This is a genomic window from Paenibacillus sp. sgz302114 (genome assembly GCF_056120345.1).
Genome location: NZ_JBVYOI010000012.1, coordinates 1 through 19965 on the forward strand (window position 1 = coordinate 1; position 19965 = coordinate 19965).

Annotated in this window: 18 protein-coding genes, 1 rRNA gene, 1 riboswitch and 1 other annotated feature; of the genes, 2 read left to right on the forward strand and 17 right to left on the reverse strand. The window is 50.0% G+C overall.

Features of this window, described 5'->3' with window-relative positions; genetic code table 11:
- The 14 genes from AC0LWF_RS22500 to AC0LWF_RS22565 all read right to left on the reverse strand — a co-directional run.
- Positions 1–196 (reverse strand): 16S ribosomal RNA (locus AC0LWF_RS22500); the annotation flags it as partial.
- 697 nt (positions 197–893) lie between these two features.
- Positions 894–2105, reverse strand: a complete 1212-nt coding sequence (locus AC0LWF_RS22505) for an MFS transporter (RefSeq protein WP_474653778.1) — start codon at positions 2103–2105, stop codon at positions 894–896.
- 11 nt (positions 2106–2116) lie between these two features.
- Positions 2117–3169 (reverse strand): phosphotransferase, encoded by a 1053-nt coding sequence (locus AC0LWF_RS22510; RefSeq protein WP_474653779.1) that lies wholly within the window; start codon positions 3167–3169, stop codon positions 2117–2119.
- A gap of 57 nt (positions 3170–3226) precedes the next feature.
- Positions 3227–4501 (reverse strand): cytochrome P450, encoded by a 1275-nt coding sequence (locus tag AC0LWF_RS22515; protein ID WP_474653780.1) that lies wholly within the window; start codon positions 4499–4501, stop codon positions 3227–3229.
- A gap of 93 nt (positions 4502–4594) precedes the next feature.
- Entirely contained in the window at positions 4595–5188 is a 594-nt protein-coding gene (locus tag AC0LWF_RS22520; protein WP_474653781.1) for a pentapeptide repeat-containing protein, read from the reverse strand.
- A 12-nt stretch (positions 5189–5200) separates the two neighbouring features.
- A complete protein-coding gene (locus AC0LWF_RS22525; RefSeq protein ID WP_474653782.1) occupies positions 5201–5650 on the reverse strand; it encodes a hypothetical protein in 450 nt (149 codons plus the stop codon).
- A 103-nt stretch (positions 5651–5753) separates the two neighbouring features.
- Entirely contained in the window at positions 5754–7151 is a 1398-nt protein-coding gene (gene bcaP, locus AC0LWF_RS22530) for a branched-chain amino acid transporter BcaP (RefSeq protein WP_474653783.1), read from the reverse strand.
- A gap of 207 nt (positions 7152–7358) precedes the next feature.
- The gene (locus AC0LWF_RS22535) at positions 7359–8750 is read right to left on the reverse strand and encodes an amino acid permease (RefSeq protein ID WP_474653887.1); all 1392 of its coding nucleotides are present in this window, start codon (positions 8748–8750) and stop codon (positions 7359–7361) included.
- Between the two features lie 146 nt (positions 8751–8896).
- Positions 8897–9088, reverse strand: a riboswitch (Lysine riboswitch).
- Between the two features lie 107 nt (positions 9089–9195).
- Positions 9196–9723: a GNAT family N-acetyltransferase gene (locus tag AC0LWF_RS22540; protein ID WP_474653784.1), complete on the reverse strand. Its 528-nt coding sequence runs from the start codon at positions 9721–9723 to the stop codon at positions 9196–9198.
- Between the two features lie 43 nt (positions 9724–9766).
- Positions 9767–10246 carry a GAF domain-containing protein gene (locus AC0LWF_RS22545; protein WP_474653785.1) on the reverse strand — a complete coding sequence of 160 codons (480 nt, stop codon included), beginning with the start codon at positions 10244–10246 and terminating at the stop codon, positions 9767–9769.
- Between the two features lie 55 nt (positions 10247–10301).
- Complete coding sequence (locus AC0LWF_RS22550; protein ID WP_474653786.1) at positions 10302–10793, reverse strand: hypothetical protein; 492 nt, start codon at positions 10791–10793, stop codon at positions 10302–10304.
- Between the two features lie 74 nt (positions 10794–10867).
- Positions 10868–12253: a copper amine oxidase N-terminal domain-containing protein gene (locus AC0LWF_RS22555; protein ID WP_474653787.1), complete on the reverse strand. Its 1386-nt coding sequence runs from the start codon at positions 12251–12253 to the stop codon at positions 10868–10870.
- A gap of 31 nt (positions 12254–12284) precedes the next feature.
- A complete protein-coding gene (locus AC0LWF_RS22560; RefSeq protein ID WP_474653788.1) occupies positions 12285–12791 on the reverse strand; it encodes a GNAT family N-acetyltransferase in 507 nt (168 codons plus the stop codon).
- Between the two features lie 128 nt (positions 12792–12919).
- Positions 12920–13717, reverse strand: a complete 798-nt coding sequence (locus tag AC0LWF_RS22565) for a DUF2935 domain-containing protein (protein ID WP_474653789.1) — start codon at positions 13715–13717, stop codon at positions 12920–12922.
- A 196-nt stretch (positions 13718–13913) separates the two neighbouring features.
- On the opposite strand from AC0LWF_RS22565, the gene AC0LWF_RS22570 reads away from it, so the two are divergent.
- The gene (locus AC0LWF_RS22570; RefSeq protein ID WP_474653790.1) at positions 13914–14861 is read left to right on the forward strand and encodes a hypothetical protein; all 948 of its coding nucleotides are present in this window, start codon (positions 13914–13916) and stop codon (positions 14859–14861) included.
- A gap of 101 nt (positions 14862–14962) precedes the next feature.
- Here the strand turns inward: AC0LWF_RS22570 and AC0LWF_RS22575 are convergent, their stop codons facing one another.
- The 3 genes from AC0LWF_RS22575 to AC0LWF_RS22585 form a co-directional block, all read right to left on the reverse strand.
- Positions 14963–16621, reverse strand: coding sequence for a glutamine--tRNA ligase/YqeY domain fusion protein (locus tag AC0LWF_RS22575; RefSeq protein WP_474653791.1), 1659 nt, complete (start codon positions 16619–16621; stop codon positions 14963–14965).
- Between the two features lie 83 nt (positions 16622–16704).
- Positions 16705–16967 (reverse strand) — a binding site (T-box leader).
- 66 nt (positions 16968–17033) lie between these two features.
- Positions 17034–18008, reverse strand: a complete 975-nt coding sequence (locus tag AC0LWF_RS22580; protein ID WP_474653792.1) for an aldo/keto reductase — start codon at positions 18006–18008, stop codon at positions 17034–17036.
- An 86-nt stretch (positions 18009–18094) separates the two neighbouring features.
- On the reverse strand, positions 18095–18961 hold the full coding sequence (locus tag AC0LWF_RS22585; protein WP_474653793.1) for a LysR family transcriptional regulator: 867 nt from the start codon (positions 18959–18961) through the stop codon (positions 18095–18097).
- Positions 18962–19077: 116 nt separating this feature from the next.
- Here AC0LWF_RS22585 and dapA point away from each other — a divergent pair, with 116 nt between their 5' ends.
- Positions 19078–19959: a 4-hydroxy-tetrahydrodipicolinate synthase gene (gene dapA / locus AC0LWF_RS22590; protein ID WP_474653794.1), complete on the forward strand. Its 882-nt coding sequence runs from the start codon at positions 19078–19080 to the stop codon at positions 19957–19959.
- The last annotated feature ends 6 nt before the right edge of the window (positions 19960–19965 follow it).

A 19965-nucleotide genomic window follows, 5' to 3' on the forward strand; every position in this document is an offset into this window, starting at 1 on the left:
TCAGCCATGCAGCTGAATTGTTTATCCGGTATTAGCATCCGTTTCCGAATGTTATCCCGATCTTACAGGCAGGTTGCCTACGTGTTACTCACCCGTCCGCCGCTAACCTTGTCCCGAAGGACAAGATCCGCTCGACTTGCATGTATTAGGCACGCCGCCAGCGTTCGTCCTGAGCCAGGATCAAACTCTCCATAAAAGGCGAAATGGCGGAGCCATTCGCGCCAAATGAATTTGCTTGTTAGCTCATTCAAAAATCTAGCTCGTCAGAAACACTTTCACCAGATGGCGATCGACGTTTCGACGTATTTTAGACCTTTTGACAGGTCGCTCATTGTTCAGTTTTCAAAGAACAAACTTCTTTAATTCTCGTCCCAACCTCTCGGCCGGAATTAGAATATATCATACATCGAAACTTAATTGCAAGCTTTATTTTTTAACTTGTTTTCGTTTCGACCACCGTGTTTGGCTTACCTCTCAGCGGCGGAATGTAAGATTAACATGATATCAGCATACTCGTCCAGTGTTAAAATATTCCTGATCAATATCGGTCCCCATATAGGCTTTTATCGCATTCGTAAACCAGCGCTGCATATGTTCTTTGCAAAAGAAAAACTGCCCGAGTTGCCTCGGACAGCTTTCTGACGGTGATCGATCGATTAGAGTTGCTTCAAGTTCACAAAACACATCGGTTGGAACACTTGGTTACTGCCTTAACTTCCGTCTTTCAACGAAAAGCTATGCAGTTCATGTGACCTGCTCTGCGACACGTCGCCTCGCTTCCATGTAGTTAGGTGATTAACTAAAACCCTCTTGTAGCTCTTGCACCATTCGGTTCAACGGAACCACACCTCTCTTTGCACCGTCGAATATATCATGGACAGAAAACGCACTTCTTATACAAGGGTTTTAAGTTTTCGTAAAGAAGGGAACCAAACCATCCAAACTCCTGCGACAATAATGGTACCAATGCCGCCAATCAACGTTGCATTCACAGCTCCAACCATGCCTGCAAGCGTCCCCGACTCAAACTCGCCAAGCTGATTGGATGTTCCTATGAAGAGCGAATTAACCGCATTGACACGCCCGCGCATCTCATCCGGCGTTTGGAGCTGCACGAGCGATGAGCGAATGACGACGCTGATGACGTCCGAAGCACCGATCATAAGCAGCGCGAACAGCGACAAGACGAGATTCGTCGAAACGGCGAAGAGCATCGTTGCTAAGCCAAATATGGCGAGCGCGCCGAACAGAATCGGCCCGAGCGCTTTTTTAAGCGGATAATACACAAGGACGATGGACATCAGGAGTGCCCCCACCGCTGGCGCTGTACGCATTAAGCCAAGTCCCCAAGCCCCGGTAAACAAAATATCTTGTGCGAAAATCGGCAGCAACGCTGTTGCGCCGCCGAGCAGTACGGCGAACAAGTCGAGCGATATCGTGCCAAGGATAATCGGGTGACTCTTAACAAAGGTCAATCCTGAGAAGAAGGACTTGAGCGTTAGCGGAGCCGGCGTTCTTATGACGCGTTCCATCCGTATGAGAACGGTCAGAACCGATCCCACAAGCAATGCCGCTGCCGCTGTTCCATATACATAGACAGGACCAATAGCGACGAGAACGCCTCCAAGTGTCGGTCCTAGTATTTGCGACGTCTGTCCGGCTGATGTCGTCCATGCGATTGCTTTCTGCATGAGCTCCTTGGGCACAAGCATCGGCAGCAGCGCGGATGACGACGGCCCTTCGAAGGCTCGGCATGCGCCGAGTATCATCGCCGCAACGAGGATCTGCTCGCGCCCGAGCCAGTCTGCAAGATTGCCTACGAGCAGCAGTACAGCTATGCCGCTCTGGATAAGCTGGACGAGGAATACGATGATACGGCGATCGAAACGATCTGCGACATGACCGACGATCAGCGTCAGAAGCAGCATAGGCAGAAACTGAGCAAGACCGACGAGACCGAGACTGTAAGCGTCATGCGTCAGGTCGTACATTTGCCAACCGATGGCGACGGACATCATTTGAAAGGAGGTCGATGAAAACGTGCGTCCGATCCAAAACTTATGAAACGATGATTGCTTCAATGATGGTTCCGATAGTTGCTGCATGCTTTTGCGGGTCACTTCCTATCTTGTAATTGCGTTTCAACTGCATAAACTTGCGGCTCGATGCTGTCCCACCGATTCATACAATGGTACAAAATCATCTCAAGATCATTGGCGCGCTGCTCCGGATTCATATCTCTTACAAGCAGATTAAGCAGCCAATTCGTCAAATTGCGAAGATGATGTTGGTAGCAGTAGAACCGCAGCACATCCGTATTGATCTGAACCTCGCGGCCCAGTTCCTTCTCGTATGCGGACAAGTAAATACCAAACTCTTCCCCGATATATCCCCTAAGATCAAACTCGATCGGCGCAATCATAACAGATTCCCAGTCGATCAGAAATAAGCTCCCGTTCTCGCCGAGAATCAAGTTGCCACCCCACATATCGCCATGACATAGCACCATATCTCTCTCGTCTTCCTGAGACTTGACGCGCAAACGATGCAGCAAATTAACCATTTCGCTGATCCGCGCTTTCTGAGGCCGCATTGCAGCTTGTAGTTCAATCAGAATGGGATCTCCGCCCACTTCCGCTTCCTGGCATTCAAGCTGAGCTAGGCACTTCTCCATATCGGGTACGAACGAAAGATCGAATGTTTCCGTAGGCAGTGCCATCAATTGTCGGTCCAGAATTGGCGTCATTCGATGGACCTGCGCCGCCAGCTGTGCGATGTTGCCGACCGTTTCTGGAGAGAATGGGTAGGCGTCCGCGAGCGTCTCTCCTGCGATGTAGTTAAACAATACAATGGTACAGTCTTCAATCGTGATCCAGTAATCACCGCTGAGCGCCCGAATCGGCCAAGTAAGCTGTTCAAATTGACCCTCATGATGCAGCCGCCAAAGCAGAGGCAAGTAATAGCCGAGCTTTGCCGCTCCCCGCTTCTGACGGTCGTTATGATGGTCGAAAAGCTTGACGTAATAGCGAAGCCCTTCATGGCACAGCAGAAAATAAGAGTAAGCAGCATCCCCAACTGGAATAAACCGCAACGCTTCAGCCTTGATGCCATATGCATCGCTCAGCTTTGCAACAACCTTCTTCTCGTCGATCTCGAATTTGACCTTCACTTTAAGATTATCCTCCCAACAAAAAATCCGCGTTAGCCGCGGATTTCTGTCACCAGTTTATAACTGTACTTGCATCGTCCCTAACCCGCGGAATAGCATGTTCGGACGCCAATTTGGATATTCGTCTATGAAGCGCATCTCTGGAAATCTCTGCATGAGCACAGACAATGCGATCTCGCCTTCCATCCGCGCAAGCGGAGCACCGAGGCAGAAGTGAGCTCCCGTTGCAAAAGCAAGATGGCGGTTCGGAGTCCGCTCGATGAGGAAACGATCCGGCTCATTGAACTGTGCTGGGTCGCGATTAGCTGCGCCTAACATGACCGTGACAAATTGCCCCTGCTTGATCGTTTGACCTCCAATCGAATAATCAGCGGAAGCAAGACGAGAAGTCTGCTGCACAGGGCCTTCATAGCGAAGCGCTTCCTCAACTGCAGATGCGGTCAGACCCGGCTGGCTAAGTAGAAGCGCATGCTGCTCTGGATGCTCAAGCAGTGCCAGCATCGTATTACTAATCAGGTTCACTGTCGTTTCATGGCCGGCCACAAGCAGCAGAACGCACGTCGCGATAAGCTCCTGCTCCGTTAAGGCATCGGCTTGTTCTTTCGCGTGAATCAGATCGCTTATCATGTCTTCCTTCGGCGCTTTCTTGCGTTCACTTATCAGTTCACGGAAGTAGACGGAAATCTCCTCCGCCGCGCCAATCGCTTGCTGTGCAAAGTCCGGCGGTTGATCGCCGCCTTCCAGTATGCGCGCGAATGTATGCGACCAGCCCTTGAACAGCTCGCGATCTTCCGGCGGCACGCCAAGCATCTCCGCAATAACGATAACCGGCAGCGGGAAAGCAAATGCCGAGATGAGCTCAGCTTCCTTTCCTTCCTCCATCTGGTCAGCTAAATGCTCGGCAATGCTGCGGATATTCTGCCGGAGCCGCTCCATCGCACGAGGTGTAAAGGCTGGGCTGACCAGCCCTCTTAATCGAGTATGTACAGGTGCATCACGGAGCAGCATCCAGTTATCGAGCAGATCATTAACCGGTTTCCATTCGTTGACAACTTGTTGCGGCGGCTCTTCATATAGGCTCGGCATCGCATTGCGGTGCTCACGGACAAATACAGGATCCTTCAATATTCGATTGACGTCTTCATATCTTGATATCATCCAGAAACCGCTCTCTTCAATAAAGTGAACCGGTTCATGCTCAAGCAGATATGAATAGAACGGATAAGGATTGCGATGCGCCGACTCGGAATACTGCCGGAACCAGGAAGCGATATCAGGCTTCTCGGCGGATGACGATGACGATTGCGATTGCGAATGTGAATGCGTAGACACGGTAATCACACCTTTACGTTTGATCAGTCCGTGACTATTTCGTCATAAACAAGCCAATTCCTTCCAAAGCAGGTGCAAAAATCGACAACCTGCCTAATCTTCGATGATCTCAATGTCCATGCTGTAGAGCAGCGAGATCGCCTCCGGCAGCGAAAACTTCGCTTTGCTAATCCGATTAATGCTCGGATCGATCGCATAGTTCGTTGCGTGCGACAAGTCTGCGCCAGTCAAGTTCGTCTCGCCAAACAAGCTTTCAGAGAAATTAGTGCGACTCAAATTCGATTCTAGCAAATCCGCTTCGCGGAAATCGACATTTCGAGCTGTGCACCCTATCATCTCGCTCTTCCGCAGCGTAAGCCCGATAAAAGTGGAATGATTCAGCACACATTCATCGAAACGCAGCGTACCTGGCACTACGATCCGGGACCATGAAGCCTCTGTCCAATCGACGCCAACCAGCTTGCATTGCTTGAATGAGGCTTGTGAGATAGAGCTGTCCATCAGCTTGATCATGCTGAGATCACAAGATGTAAACGTACAGTCCGAGAACTTGCATTCATCAAACACCGTTTCGTTGAAAGCACACTTCGTAAACGTACAATCGTAAAATTTTACACCGATCAGTTCTTCTTTAGAGAACGCTAATTCCGCAAAATGTTCGTTATAGTACTCTTTCTCATGAAACAATACGAATCCCCCCTACTTCGATTGGGTATAAATCAATTCGCGTAGAAGCGCCGTCTCCCTCTCTGGAATTGAGAATCCTCGACCGCTATCAGCCAAATTGACGAGCAGGCCCTTACTACCCGCATCACGATCTACATTTAACACATAACTATTGTCTGCTCCGTCGCTAAACCTGACATTCATATCGAAATACACGCCATAATCAAGCTCTCCCATGATTTCCTTCGCTTTGCCGGACGCATCGAGAAAGATCTGAATGTCTTCAGGGCGTGTAAACTTCATCTCGGCTAACTTCTGCTTCTCATGGTGAATACATAAATCCGCGCAATCCAGCGTAATGCTCGCGATATCATGGCTACCATTGCCATTCATTTGAGCGGACGAATCACTTCCCGACTTGCAGCTAACGAGCATGCATAACAAAGCTATGATCACTATAACACGGTAAAAGCCATTCTTCATCTTGACTTCCCCTCCCACTGCTACTCGTAATTGATACGCTGCTTGTCCATTTTTGTTCCTATTCGCGGGATACAAAAAAGGCAGCCCGTCAGGCTGCCGTCTTCTAGTTATTCTGATTACGAAGAGAACTGTTGCGATACCCATATATGAAGTAAATCCCAAGTCCGATGATAAGCCAGACCCCAAAGCTCGCCCATGTGAATGCTTTGAGCTGCAGCATGAGATACAAGCAAGACGCCGCACCGAGAATCGGCGTATAAGGAACGAAAGGAACTTTGAAGCCGCGCTGCATGTTCGGCTGCGTCCGTCGCAGTACGATTACGCCAAGCGATACGACGAAGAATGCGAACAGTGTTCCAATGTTCGTTAATTCCGCAAGTCTGTGAAGCGGCACTAGACCTGCGAAAGTACCCGCAAGCAGTGCTGTCAGCCAGCTCCCGATAATCGGAGTTTGACGCTTCGGATTCACTATCGACAGCGCCTTCGGCAGCAAGCCATCACGGCTCATCGCATAGAACAGACGCGTCTGCCCGAAGAGCAGCACGAGCAGTACCGTTGTAATCCCTGTAATCGCACCAACCGAGATGAACCCGGCTATCCAATCTTGACCGATATAATCGAGCGCGAACGCGACTGGATTGCTGACGTTAAGCTGATCATACGGAACGATTCCCGTTAGGATGAGCGATACGACAATATAAAGCACCGTACAAATCGCAAGCGATACGATAATGCCGATCGGCATGGCGCGCTGCGGATCCCGAACCTCTTCTGCTGCGGTTGATACCGCGTCAAATCCGATGTAAGCGAAGAAGATTGTAGCCGCGCCAGCGGTTACGCCATCGAATCCGAATGGCATGAATGGCGTCCAATTCTCCGGCTTGACATACCAGACACCGACGCCAATGAAAAGCAAGACGACCGTTACTTTGATAATAACCATGACCATGTTCATTCGTGCAGATTCTTTTACGCCGCGTGTCAGAACGAGTGTAATCAAGAAAATGATAAGCATCGCTGGCAAATCAATGATCGTCCCATTATCCAAGTTGATTGCACTGGATAATGCCTTGGGCAGATGTAAGCCGAAGCCGTCCAGCAGCCCTTGAAAATACCCCGACCATCCGCTCGCGACCGCAGAGCTGGCAAGCCCATATTCGAGAATAAGCGCCCAGCCGAGTATCCAAGCGATAAATTCTCCAAATGCAGCATAGCTGTACGTATATGCGCTGCCTGATACCGGTACACTTGACGCGAATTCGGCATAACACAAGGCTGTAAAGACACATGCAATACCTGCGAGGATGAAGGAGATGACGAGCGCAGGTCCCGCATATGTCGCGGCTGCCACTCCCGTGAGTACGAAAATCCCGGTTCCAATAATAGCGCCGACACCTAGCATTGTAAGGTCAAATGCACCAAGCGCTTTCTTGAGGCCGCTCCCGCTCTTTGACTGGTCAGCCAATAAAGAGGAAATGGATTTTTTTCGAAAAAGATTCATGCTGCGTTCCACCTTTGATTCATGATGCGATTACTGTTAAAAAAGACACAGAAAAATATAGTACTATAAAGCTTTGTGGCGGTAAAGCAACAATATGTGGAATACTGGGATTTTCTCTTAGGTAGTATGCAGTATTTTCGAATGACGTATCACAGAAAAAAAAGAGCAAAGGCTTATTCAGCCCTTACTCTTCATTATTGTCTCAACCTATTCAGTTACAGGCTCCAAGTCACACTCTTCGAGCTTCAACAGCTTCGACTTATGCTTCCACTTATAGCCGAGCCAGATCACGAGGAATAATGGAATCCCGATATACGATGCAAGCACGAAACTCCAGTCCACTTGCCCGTCTGAATAAGCGCTCATGCTCTGTCCGATGATGACGATCATACACATGACCCCTGCCAGAATTGGACCAAATGGGAACCATAGCGAACGGTATGGGAGATCTGCGATGCTGCGGCCTTGCGCCACATATGCTTTGCGGAACCGGTAATGGCTGATTGCAATACCGAGCCAAGCAATGAAGCCCGACATGCCAGATGCATTCAGCAGCCAGATATACACCTGACCGTCGCCGAAGAAGGAAGCAAGAAACGCCAGCATACCAATGGCAGCAGTTGCAAGCAGCGCATACACCGGAATGCCATGCTTGTTCAGCTTGGCGAACAGCTTCGGCGCCTTGCCTTCTTTGGCAAGCACCCATAGCATCCTTGTCGATGCATACATACCCGAGTTGCCTGCGGAGAGCACCGAGCTTAAGATAACTGCGTTCATCACGGAAGCGGCTACGCTTAGTCCCGCTTTCTCAAATACAATCGTGAACGGACTTGCTGCTACACTGTCGCTCGCCAGCGTATCCGTTGTGAACGGAATGAGCATGCCAACGACGAAGATCGCCAGAATGTAGAAGAGCAGAATCCGCCAGAACACGCTGCGGATGGCACGAGGAACGCTCACGCGCGGATTCTCGGATTCGCCTGCCGCGATGCCGACGAGCTCCGTCCCTTGGAACGAGAAGCCGGCAGCCATACATACGCCGAGTACGGCCAGCCAGCCGCCGGAGATCGGCGCGTCGCCAGCTGTAAAGTTGCTGAAGCCGACAGCGTCACCGCGCCAGATGCCAACGATCATGAGCAAGCCGATGCCGATGAAGACGATGACGGTGACGATCTTGATCATCGCGAACCAGTATTCGGATTCGCCGTAGCCTTTTACCGACAATAGATTAAGTCCGACCATGAGCGCCAGGAACAGCGCACTCCATAGGAAGGACGGGCTGTCCGGCAGCCAGAATTTGATGATCAACGTTGCGGCAGATAATTCTGCGGCGATCGTAATCGCCCAGTTATACCAATAGTTCCAGCCAAGCGCGAAGCCGAAGGATGGATCTACGAATTTCGTTGCATACGTACTAAATGTACCCGATACCGGCATATATGTAGCCATTTCTCCCAAGCTTGTAACGAGGAAATAGACCATGATGCCGATGAGGAGATAAGCTAGCAGTGCTCCTCCGGGTCCAGCAGAGTGAATCGCTCCGCCGCTTGCCAGGAACAGCCCTGTTCCAATTGATCCGCCTAGAGAAATCATTGCCATGTGGCGAGATTTCAAGCCTCTGCGCAGTTTGTTCTCATTCACTTTCGATACGCTCCCTTTACTGTTTATCCGTCAAAATAAACACAAAAAAGCTGCCCTCTTAATCGCATAAGCAAGGCAGCCTTCAACTCCCTCAATCATCCCTGTAACAAGATAGCTCAACATACTGTTCCTAGGAAGAACAGCATGACAGTTCCGCTCCTTTCGGAAACGGCCCCAGCAAGCACGGCTAGTATGGCGCGCTTACTTCGGCGAAGTTGCCTTTTCACCCGGAATCAACAGTCTATACTGGACTTCCCCCGGAGGTACTCTTCAACATCGCGACCTCTACCTCATCACAAACAATCATGAGGCATTTGTATTTAATTTTTATAACAGTTTCCTATCATATAGAGCCTTCTCGGAAAAAGCAATGGTTATTTGGCCCAGCGACACTTGATTCCCGCTACTCTATATCACCGCCGCGGTAAGCTTTCTCATGATATTTGGTAATGAAGTTGAACAGAGATCGGCCATTCTCTTCCTCCGGAGTAAACGACGAGTCAAGCGGCAAGTACATCGCATGATACGTCTCTGGAACCCAGATATACGGATGCACATAGCTTGTCAGCTGAAAGCCAGTCTTCTGCCAAAATCGGATACGCCCCGCATTCTCTTCCGTCTGCTCAGCTTCGACTTCGATGATGAGCGCGCTGCAGGACTGGGTTGTCGCCGCCCACTGGCTAATCGCTTCGACGCAATGTCGGCCAAGACCGCTCCCTCTACGATTCGCGCGCACCGCGAGGTAATCGAGCACGAGCACATGAGCATTGCGATCTATTGATGTCAGCGCCATCGCAAGAACAACGCCCGCTTCACTCCAAATATGCAGCTCGCTGAGCTTGCGCTCGAACATACGGCGGATAACGCCTACGCTCTTGCCTCTATGTTCAGGGAATGCTTCTCTGTACACCGGCTCGACCTTTCGCCACAAGCTCTCATCCCATTCTGATGCGACAAGGTAGTCTAGGGTCATCTTAGAGGTGAGCGATGAGCTTCTGAACGAATTGCTCTAGATACTTCTGATCCAGCTCGTCGAACCGGTTCAATTCGGGACTGTCGATGTCCAGTACGCCGAGCAGCTCACCGTCTTTCGTAATCGGGATGACGATCTCGGATTGCGAAGCTGCATCACACGCAATATGGCCAGGAAATTCATGAACGTTCTCGACGCGAACAGTCTCTCTTGTGCTTGCTGCTTTGCCGCAAACGCCTCGCGAGAACGGAATGCGTACGCATGCCGGCAGTCCTTGGAATGGTCCAAGCACAAGCTCCCCGCCTCGGTTAATGTAGAATCCAACCCAATTAATACGATCAAGAAATTGATTCAGTAGTGCCGATGCGTTGGAAAGATTCGCGATTTGATCAGTTTCCCCTTCAAGCAGCGCTCCAAGCTGGCTGATGACTAACTCGTAATTCTTCTCACGTGATTCTGTATATGCCTCTGTGTAAAACATGTGTTTGCGCTCCTTTACTTGCTTGAAATAATTAAGATATTCCCTATATTGTATCTTAGCTGGATGTGCCGTTCAATTCATCCTGGTGGAAGGGATCAGCAACCTCTTGGCCTGCTGTGTCCAGAATGAGTTTCCCTTGACCGTCCACGAATTCCCAGTAGAGCTTATGATTGATCTCGAAGAGATGGAGGTTCCAACGGCTCGCCTCGGAAGAGAGATCGAATCCCCGCTGCTGCACCATACGCGTGATTGACTCATAAGTAACGGTCAGCTGAACAGTCTTCGTTGTCTCGTCATCCCCGAATATAACTGCGGATTGCCGCCCCGCTTCATCTTCAGCTACAACGATGAACGGACTGTGGAAATACGGTAAAGCTGCCACTTCCGCAAGCTTCATAGCTGCCAGCTTCTCTTTGTAATGATCAGCGATATACAATTGATCTCCCGTAAACGGCTCTTGCTCGTTAATGCTTTGCTTATTAATCGCGCATCCAACCGATAAACCTGCCATAACGATGAATAATAATACAACCCAAATCTTGTTCATTTCAACCGCCCCCGAGTTCTATCTTCTGCTGATGCTTCTCGTAACTGTTGACGGTCGTTCGTGAGTAAAGGTTGCTAATCCATCTCCATGACTCCGATATAGAACCAATTCGCCGGCTGGAAGATTTGAGTGCAGAAGACACGCAGCTCGCCGTCGTATATGCTTGCATCCGAATGCCAATTATTCGCGACCTGGAAGCCCATGTGATAGAGATACTCCTGCTTGAAGCTCGCCTTCACGCTTGTTCCGTTGTTAGGGGTAATGACATATTGTACAGTCTCAATGTCGGTGTAACCTCCACTGCGATGATTGAATAAGTAGTAGATTCGTCCTTTGTCGTATACGATATTGCTGATCTTCGCTCCTTTTGGAATCGTCGCGTTGAATTTATTAGGCTTGCCACTGCTGTCGCTCGTCAAATTACCGTTAAGGTCATAGATGGATAACTGCTCGTCTTTCACCTTAGCAAGACTGCCACCCGCTCCGTCGTAGATCCAGAAATTCGCGTCAGTCGATAGCTCCTTGTCCAATGTAATCGGGTGCTCCAATTCATCGAACAGGTATAGCACAGACTTGCCATCGCCGCGATTGTACACGACTCCTCTACCGCCTTCGCTTGTTCGAAGCGATGTGACCGACTCTTTCGTGAGCATAGTAGATTTGAATAAATATTCATCTCGTCTTACCGAACCATCCGCTGCAAAATCGATGAATCGCAATCCCTGCTTGTCCCTCACTACGAGCGTATTGCCCTGTAAAATCTTGATCGGCTTCACTTCGCCTAGCAATGAATCCGTTGTGGCGATTTCCTTATCGCGGACCCGCCATTTCAAACCTTTCATGATCGAGGCGTTGATATGATCGACCTTACCAACAGTTTCAGTCCAATAAACGAAGACATTTCCCTCTTGGTCCTCGCCGGCATAATCGGTGAAATGCGGCTTGCTGCTGAAGCCGCGGTCCGGCTCCGGATACTCGTCCGTCAAGAACCACATGCCTGATTTGTTACGAATAATTATGGAATTGCCAACAGGCGTAACGTCTTTATTCGTCGCTTCCGCAACGAAACGCAGTGGAACAAAGGTCGTACCAGCTTGCATAACCGGCGCTGTCCGCAGCTGCAGCTCCTTGCCATTCACTTGCGCTGCCTTGTTGCCGATCTGCAGCATAATTGCGACGTCATGCCGCGTTCCGACAATCGTCTGATTCTCCTGATTGAACGAAACTTCGAACCCAAGTGCATCGAATAAATCCCGAAACGGAACCAACGTAACGCCATCAAGCTTTATCGGCGCAACCGGCATCGCAATCGGCTTCTCGTTCAGCATCACTTGGACGGGCTTCGCGGCTGCCCTTGTTCCGCTACTGGCGCTCACAGGCTCTAATGAAGGTTGAAATGTGCTTGCGATTAATACAAACAATGCAGCGGTTATTATGCTCGACCATTTTGCCCGTCTCATCTTCGTCCGCCCCCTCATATTGCGGCTATTATTAAATTGGATTCCAACCGATTAACAGCTCCGGCAGTTCCTCATTGCCGATGCGAATGTCCTGCTGGTCAATAATTTGTCCGCCTTGTGCTAGATAGAAAGTCAATGACGGATTGTCCGCGAGCACCCACAGCATCATGGAGGAACGGTCCGTATTCCGCAAGGCATCCCTAACATGACGAAACAGCTGCTTGCCTATGCCTGCTCGCTGATATTGCTCGAGCAAGTAAATCGCATACAACTCACCGTCATAGCCCCGTTCTGGTTCACGGCATCCCCCGCCATTGGCAAAACCAACAATGCGGCCGTTATCCGCCACTGCGACGAAGATGCAATCCTGCATGTTCATATTGTTGAACGTCCACTTCCAATTTCTAATCCTCTGATCTACGGATAAACTGTCCAGATAATCTTCGGCAATAATGCCGCGATATGTGGTTTGCCAGCTCTTCACGTGAACGCTTGCAATTTGCACCGCATCGGCAATCGTCGCTTCTCTTATCAACACCGAACATCACCGTCCTCTCACCCAAATATTCCACAAAAATTACCATATACCTCCAACTGATGATTTCTTTTTCACTGTAAAATAGATAAAGCTGCCAGTCTCTAACGACCAGCAGCCTCTATACACATTCAGTTTTTATTCCCTGTCAAACTATGCTCGAACATATTGATGATCTCTAGGAAATGCTCCGCTTCACGATACACATGATCGGCAAGCAGTGGATGGATAATGCTCTTAATCCGGCAAGCCTCAATGAGATCACGAGCGGTTTTCTTAAAGTCACGAAGGGCGACAACGGATACACGGTTCTGATCCAGAAACTGGTCCAGCAGAGGAACCGTCTGTGATTGCGGGCGCATCGAATCGAGATCGACGGCTTGATAGAGCAGCTGGTCGAAGTCGTGGCTGAATTCGTTCGCTTGGTCGACCAGCTTCCGTTCGGAAGGATCTAACAGATGGCTGATGAATTTAGCATGATCAGCCATTATCCGAAGGAAGAACACATTTTCGTTAATAATGGCATCTGGCAGTGGGTCCAGCCTTCCGGCATTAAGCTCCGCGAGCCGATTCCGGAAATAATTCGCTTCTCTGCTCGTATGATCCACTAGCAGGGGGAAATTGTTCGCTCCAGGCAGCTGGCAGGTAAGTATAAGCTGAAGGATTTTGCGCTTAAACAGCCAGATATGCGAAACAGCGTTGTGAACCTCTTCATTGAACCTCCGGATCACATTCGGATCTGTGCCAACCGTAAATTGGTTCGCCCTGCTCTCGATATTTTCGAAGATGGAGTAGAACTGATTCGCTTCATTAATGAGTGTCGTATCCTCACAACGGAATCCAAGCTTTAGAAATAATGAATGCTCTTTCATAATCCGCGACCAAAATCGAATCTCCTCTAATGAGCGAGCTACGAACGCATCCGGCAACTCGAATTCCTCCCTCAACTTCTTGTGTCATCTCTATAGCGTATGGGCGCACAGCTTGGCTATATAACATCTGAAGGCAGGATTGACGTTGATAAAGTACCAAATATTTTCCATACGTCTCGAAACTATTCCAGCGTAAGGCGCGTAATAAGAGCAAAGCTACTGTTCTCACAAACGATGAAACGGGGAAATTACGATGCCGAATGATTTAAGCGCACAGCTGCTTGAGGCTAAGGAACGGTTGCACCGGTTGAACAAGGCGGAGCGCAGACGTGAAGAGCTGCTGAGACGAACTCGCAATCAAGAACAAATCATAATTCAGTATGAGGTTCAGCTGGAGAAGGAAGAGGCTGATGTCGAGAAGCTGACGAAGCTGAGCTTAACGAACTTATTTCATACCATTCTGCGCAGCAAAGAAGAACAGCTTGAGGTTGAGCGCCAAGAGGCGCTGGCAGTAACGCTGAAACTGCAGGAGGAGAAGCAACGACTATTGAGCACGCAAGAGGACTTGAGGCTTCTCGGTGACGAGCTCGCCCAATATCAAGGTGCTGATCAAGAGTATAATCGTTTGCTAGCAGCCAAAGAAGCTGCACTTCGAGTTGCATCTTCGCATGCGAGCGAGCTTATTGCGATGGATGATCAGATCGCAGACCAGACGATTCAGCTGAAAGAGATTCAAGAAGCTTTGATAGCAGGCAATCGTGTGGTTGCTGCACTGGAGGATGCGTCTAGTAGTCTCGAGAAAGCGGAGAACTGGGGAGCGTGGGACACTTGGGGCGGCGGCGGTTTAATCAGTACGTCCATCAAACATGAGCATGTCGATGATGCCAAACAGCATATTCAAAATGCGAATCATCTGCTTCACAACTTCCGCGATGAGCTGAATGATCTGAACCAAACCATTGATATTCGCATTGATATCAGCAGCTCGCTCAAGATGGCCGATTATTGGTTCGACGGCCTCATTACGGACTGGATTGTACAAGGGCGTATTGAGAATTCTCAGCAGCAAACGCTTGATGCGCTGGGCAATATTCGCCCCGTCGTTCGAGAGCTGCAAAGCAAGCAAGCCTCCGGCCAAGCTGCCCTCATAGCTCTGCAAACGAAGCGGCAAGCATGGATTGAGATGACGAATCTCGAGTAGATTGGTAAAAAAAGAAGGCATATGCTTAGGTGCATATGCCTTCTGCTATTCGGGGATTTGGGGCGTGATCTCTGCCGATTTGGGCTAAGCAAAACCTTAGCTTATTTCTTATTCCACGTATCTTTAAGCGGTACGATCCGATTGAACACGAGGCGCTCAGCGGAGCTATGCTTCGAATCGGTACAGAAATAACCGTGACGGAACAGTTGAAACTTCCGCTCTACGCAAGCATCACGAATGTACGGCTCAACCATCGCATTGCGTACATTCGTTAGAGACTTCGGATTCAGCCGCTCTGACCAGTCCTCGTTATCTTCCGGCAAAGAGTCCGATTGGAGCAGCTTATCGTAGAGATGCACATCAACCGGTACGGCATGTTTCACGGATACCCAGTGGATCGTTCCCTTCACTTTCCGCTCACTGAAGCCCGAACCGCTCTTCGTTCTCGGATCATAGGTGCAGTGAAGCTCTAGGATCTCGCCGGTCGCCGCATCTTTAATCACATGCTCGCAACGGATGAAATACGCCCCCTTCAGCCGAACTTCGGCTCCAGGACTAAGCCGGTGGAACCCCGCAGGCGGCGACTCCATGAAGTCATCCTTCTCCACATAGATCGTCCGCGAGAACGGCACTTCCCTAGTCCCAAGCTCCGGGCTCTCGCTATTGTTCTCTATAGTTAGCAGCTCCGTTTGACCCTCGGGATAATTGGTGATAACCACCTTTAACGGGCGGAGCACTCCCATCACACTGACCGTAGTCCCCTTCAGCTCTTGGCGAAGACAGTGATCAAGCAGCGAAATATCGACTGTGCTTTGCGCTCGTATGCTGCCGATCTCTGTAATGAACCGGCGAATACTCTCTGAAGTAAATCCCCTCCGCCGAAGTCCGCGCAGCGTGGGGAGTCTCGGATCATCCCAGCCATCCACGTGCCCGCCTTCAACGAGTTGCCTTAGAAATCTTTTGCTCGTGACAACGCCTGTCAAGCTGAGTCGACCGAACTCCCGTTGGCGCGGGGGCGATGCTAGCTCCAGCTCGCGAAGCACCCAGTCGTACAGCGGACGATGGTCCTTGAATTCAATTGAACAGAGTGAATACGTAATGCCTTCAACGGCATCTTGAATCGGATGGGCAAAATCATACATCGGGTAGATGCACCATGCATCTCCCGTCCGGTAATGTTCAGCATGAATGATCCGGTACAGCACGGGATCGCGCATGTTCATGTTAGGCGAGCTCATATCAATCCGGGCACGAAGTACTTTCGCAGACGCTGGGTACACGCCTGCTTTCATCTCCGCAAACAGCTTCAAATTCTCCTCCACACTCCGGTCTCGATACGGACTGTTCTTCCCCGGCTCGGTTAGCGTCCCGCGAAACGCCGTCATCTCGCTCGGCGATAGATCGCACACATACGCCTTCCCGTCTTCGATCAGCTTCACCGCGCTGCGGTATATGGCATCCGAGTAATCAGAGCCGTAGTAAATATGCTCCTTCGGATCGTAGCCGAGCCACTTGATATCTTCGATGATCGCATTCACATAGGTGATATCTTCTTTGAGCGGGTTCGTATCGTCAAACCTTAGATGAAACTTGCCGCCGAAGCTTTCCGCAACCATGTAGTTCGTATGAATCGCATAAGCGCTGCCAATATGCAGGTATCCGTTCGGTTCTGGCGGAAACCGTGTGCACATAGCTCTACTGAAAGGCTCCACTGCGAGCTCTTCCTCAATTAACTTCAGCATAAAATTATCGTTGTTCATCGTCTTCGGCTCCTCCTAATGAGCAAATGTCGTGGCTTAGATCGCAAAAATAAAAAAAAACTCCACCTCCAAGACTTGTTGGTCTTGGGGACGAAGTTATTCGCGGTGCCACCCCAGCTTCATTAATATGTCGCCATATTAACCTTTTCAAGTACGGCACTCCCGAAGTAGAGAGTGGTTATACTCTAGCTCTGTAACGGGAGCTCCCGTCATGCCATCACGATAAGCTTGGATCCGGCATGCTGCTCAGAGGCTTGGTTCGCGAAACAGATCCCTTGCTCCTTCTCAGCACCCGGAGCTCTCTGTACAGGTTCTTATTCCCTACTCTTCTCTTCACTGCATTTTGTAAAATATTTCAAACATCATAACAGATCCTATACCGCATTGTAAATGGGTAACTCACCTTAATTAGTTATGGCAAGCGATACCACGCAAAAGGTTTCCCGTAACGATATGTATCGCTAATCTCATTCAGCTGCTCACTGACTTGATTACTAAGCTTCAGCGTAACGCTATTCAAATTATCTTCCAATTGACTGGTACTCGTCGCGCCGACGATGACGGTGGACACGGCTGGGCAGTTCATGAGCCAAGCAAGCGACAATACACTTGCTGTACATCCGTTCGCTTCTGCGATGCTGCTCACTTGCTGGCCAAGCGTGATTCTGCCTTCATCCATAAAACGTGCGAAGTTCGGGTCGGTCACCACTCGAGAATTCGATGGCGCTTCACCGCTCAAGCTATACTTGCCGCTTAATATACCGCCGGCGAGCGGGAAGTACGGAATAATCCCAACACCTTGGTCAAGGCACACCGGCGCAAGCTCCTGCTCCGGCGTCCGATCCGCTAGCGAATAGCTGACTTGCGTAGAAACGTAGCGCGGGAACCCTTTTGCCTCACTAATCGCTAGTGCTTTCATAAGCTCCCATGCGAAATAATTGGATGCGCCAATATAGCGAATCTTGCCGGCACGCACCATATCATCGAGAAAACGAAGTGTCTCCTCCAGCGGCGTGCTCGGATCGAATGTATGGATTTGATAGAGGTCGACATAATCGGTTTTCAGTCGTATCAGACTATCCTCCAACTCTTGCTGAAGATGAAACCGGGAGGATCCGCTCTCATTCGGCCCGCTTCCCCGCGGGAGTCCGCCTTTCGTCGCGAGCACCACTTTGCTGCGCTTGCCTTGGAGTGCTTCTCCAATAATCCGCTCCGATTCTGTGCCCGCGTAAATATTAGCGGTATCAATAAAGTTGATGCCCCGCTCAATGGCGAAGTCGATAATGCGAATGGAAGCTTCGCGGTCGGCACGTTTGCCGAATGCGTTCGTGCCGAGTCCAAGCTCGGATACGCGAAGACCGCTATTACCTAGTCGGCGATAGTTCATTGTCGATTATTCCTCCTTACAAGCTGTATTGATATGAATATTACCTTATTTCGGTAATGAGACGCCACTTTCCGCTTCCATGCCATTTACCGAATCCGATTCATAAAATCTGTCATCGCATGGGAAATCCATTTCTTGGGATGCTTCAGTAGATATAGCTTCAACCGAATCTCAGGGTGTGCGAATGGCAGAACCGTGAGCTCGCCTCTACGGATCTCATCTTCTGCCGCCATGCGAGGCAGGAGCGCGATGCCATCGCTAGTCATAACGCAACGTTTGATTGCTTCTGGATTGCCAAGCTCCAAACCGACTCGGTATACGAATCCATTCACACGAAGCACCTTTTCAAGCATGATGCGGTAATTACAGCTCTCTTCGCTCATGAACCATTCCACGCCAGCAAGATCCGGCAGCCCCACCTTATCCAGAGCAGTAAGCCGGTGGCTCGGATTCGCGATGAGCACTAGCGGCTCTTCCCGTATCATCTGCCATTCTAGCGCCGAATCGGACGGACTACTCGCCAAAATAAACCCTAAATCAATATCGCCATCCCTGAGTTTATTTAAGATGGACTCTTCACGATCCGAATGCAGCCGAATTGCAAGCTCAGGATAATCACGTCGCAGCTGCTGAATAGAGGGCGGAAGAAAATAAGAGGCAATGGAATCTATCGTTCCGATCGAGAGCGTTCCTCCACCTTGACGAGCCAGCTTTTCCTTGGTTTCCTGGTATAGATCCAGCATTTGCACGGCGACTCGGAGCAATTCCTCACCAGCCGATGTTAAGCGCAGCCCACGACCGAACCTCTCGAACAGCTCCACGCCATACGCCTTCTCCAGCTTCTGAATTTGCGCCGTCACGCTCGACTGTGCGTAGCCTAACTCCTCAGCCGCCCTCGTGAAGCTCTGGCGATGTGCCACCTCGCGAAAAGTTTGCAAGTAGATCAGTTCCATTTTCCCGCAACAACTCCATCATTAATTTCGATTTCCCTTATCACTTATTATAGATAACTCTGATGGCAATTCCTATGGTACTGTTAGACTATAAACATGACTTCGGAGGTGCAGAGATGTTAATGAAAGAGATGCTACGAGGGATTTTTGTACCGGTCGTGACGCCATTCTCGCTGGACGGTTCACTAGATGAAATATCGTACGACCGCTACTTGATGGATCTGCTGAATCATGACATTCAAGGACTCGTCATCAATGGAACGACCGGAGAATCACCAACCGTTTCGTGGGAGGAAGTGTGCGAGCTTGTTCAAAGAACGAAAGCGATCATGACAACCTGCGGGAAATCGATACCCATTATTGTCGGTACGGGTACGAACGATACGCATTCGACCGTAAACCGAACCAAGCTAGCTGGGGCACTCGGTGCGGACGCCGCTCTCGTCGTTGTTCCGTACTATAGCAGGCCATCGCAAGCTGGCATTCTCGAACACTTCAGGCTCGTTGCGCAAACGGGGGTTCCTATTATCGCGTATGAGGTTCCATACCGTACTGGAGTACGGTTAAGCGCAGACACAGCTGCAGCAATTCTGGCACTGGAAGGGATCATCGGATTGAAGGATAGCTCAGGAGGTATCGAACTGATTTCGGCCTTGAATCGGCTTCATATCGCGAAGCCCGTCTTATGCGGAGAAGATGCTTATTTTCTCACATATTTGAATCATGGCGCTGCAGGAGGCATACTGGCAGCCGCTAATATGAGGACGGAGTTGTTCATTGAGACGTATCGGCAGCACCGAGACGGCAATTCAACTGAAGCGGCGAAGGCATTCGATTCACTGAGACCGCTAATTGAACTGCTGTTTCGGGAATCGAACCCCGCCCCCCTCAAATGGCTGCTTTCGCGTCAAGGCATCCTCGCATCGGCTACACTTCGGCTGCCAATGACGCCAATATCAGAAGGATTACAACAGCAGCTCGCGAAGGAAACGGGATAGGAGGAC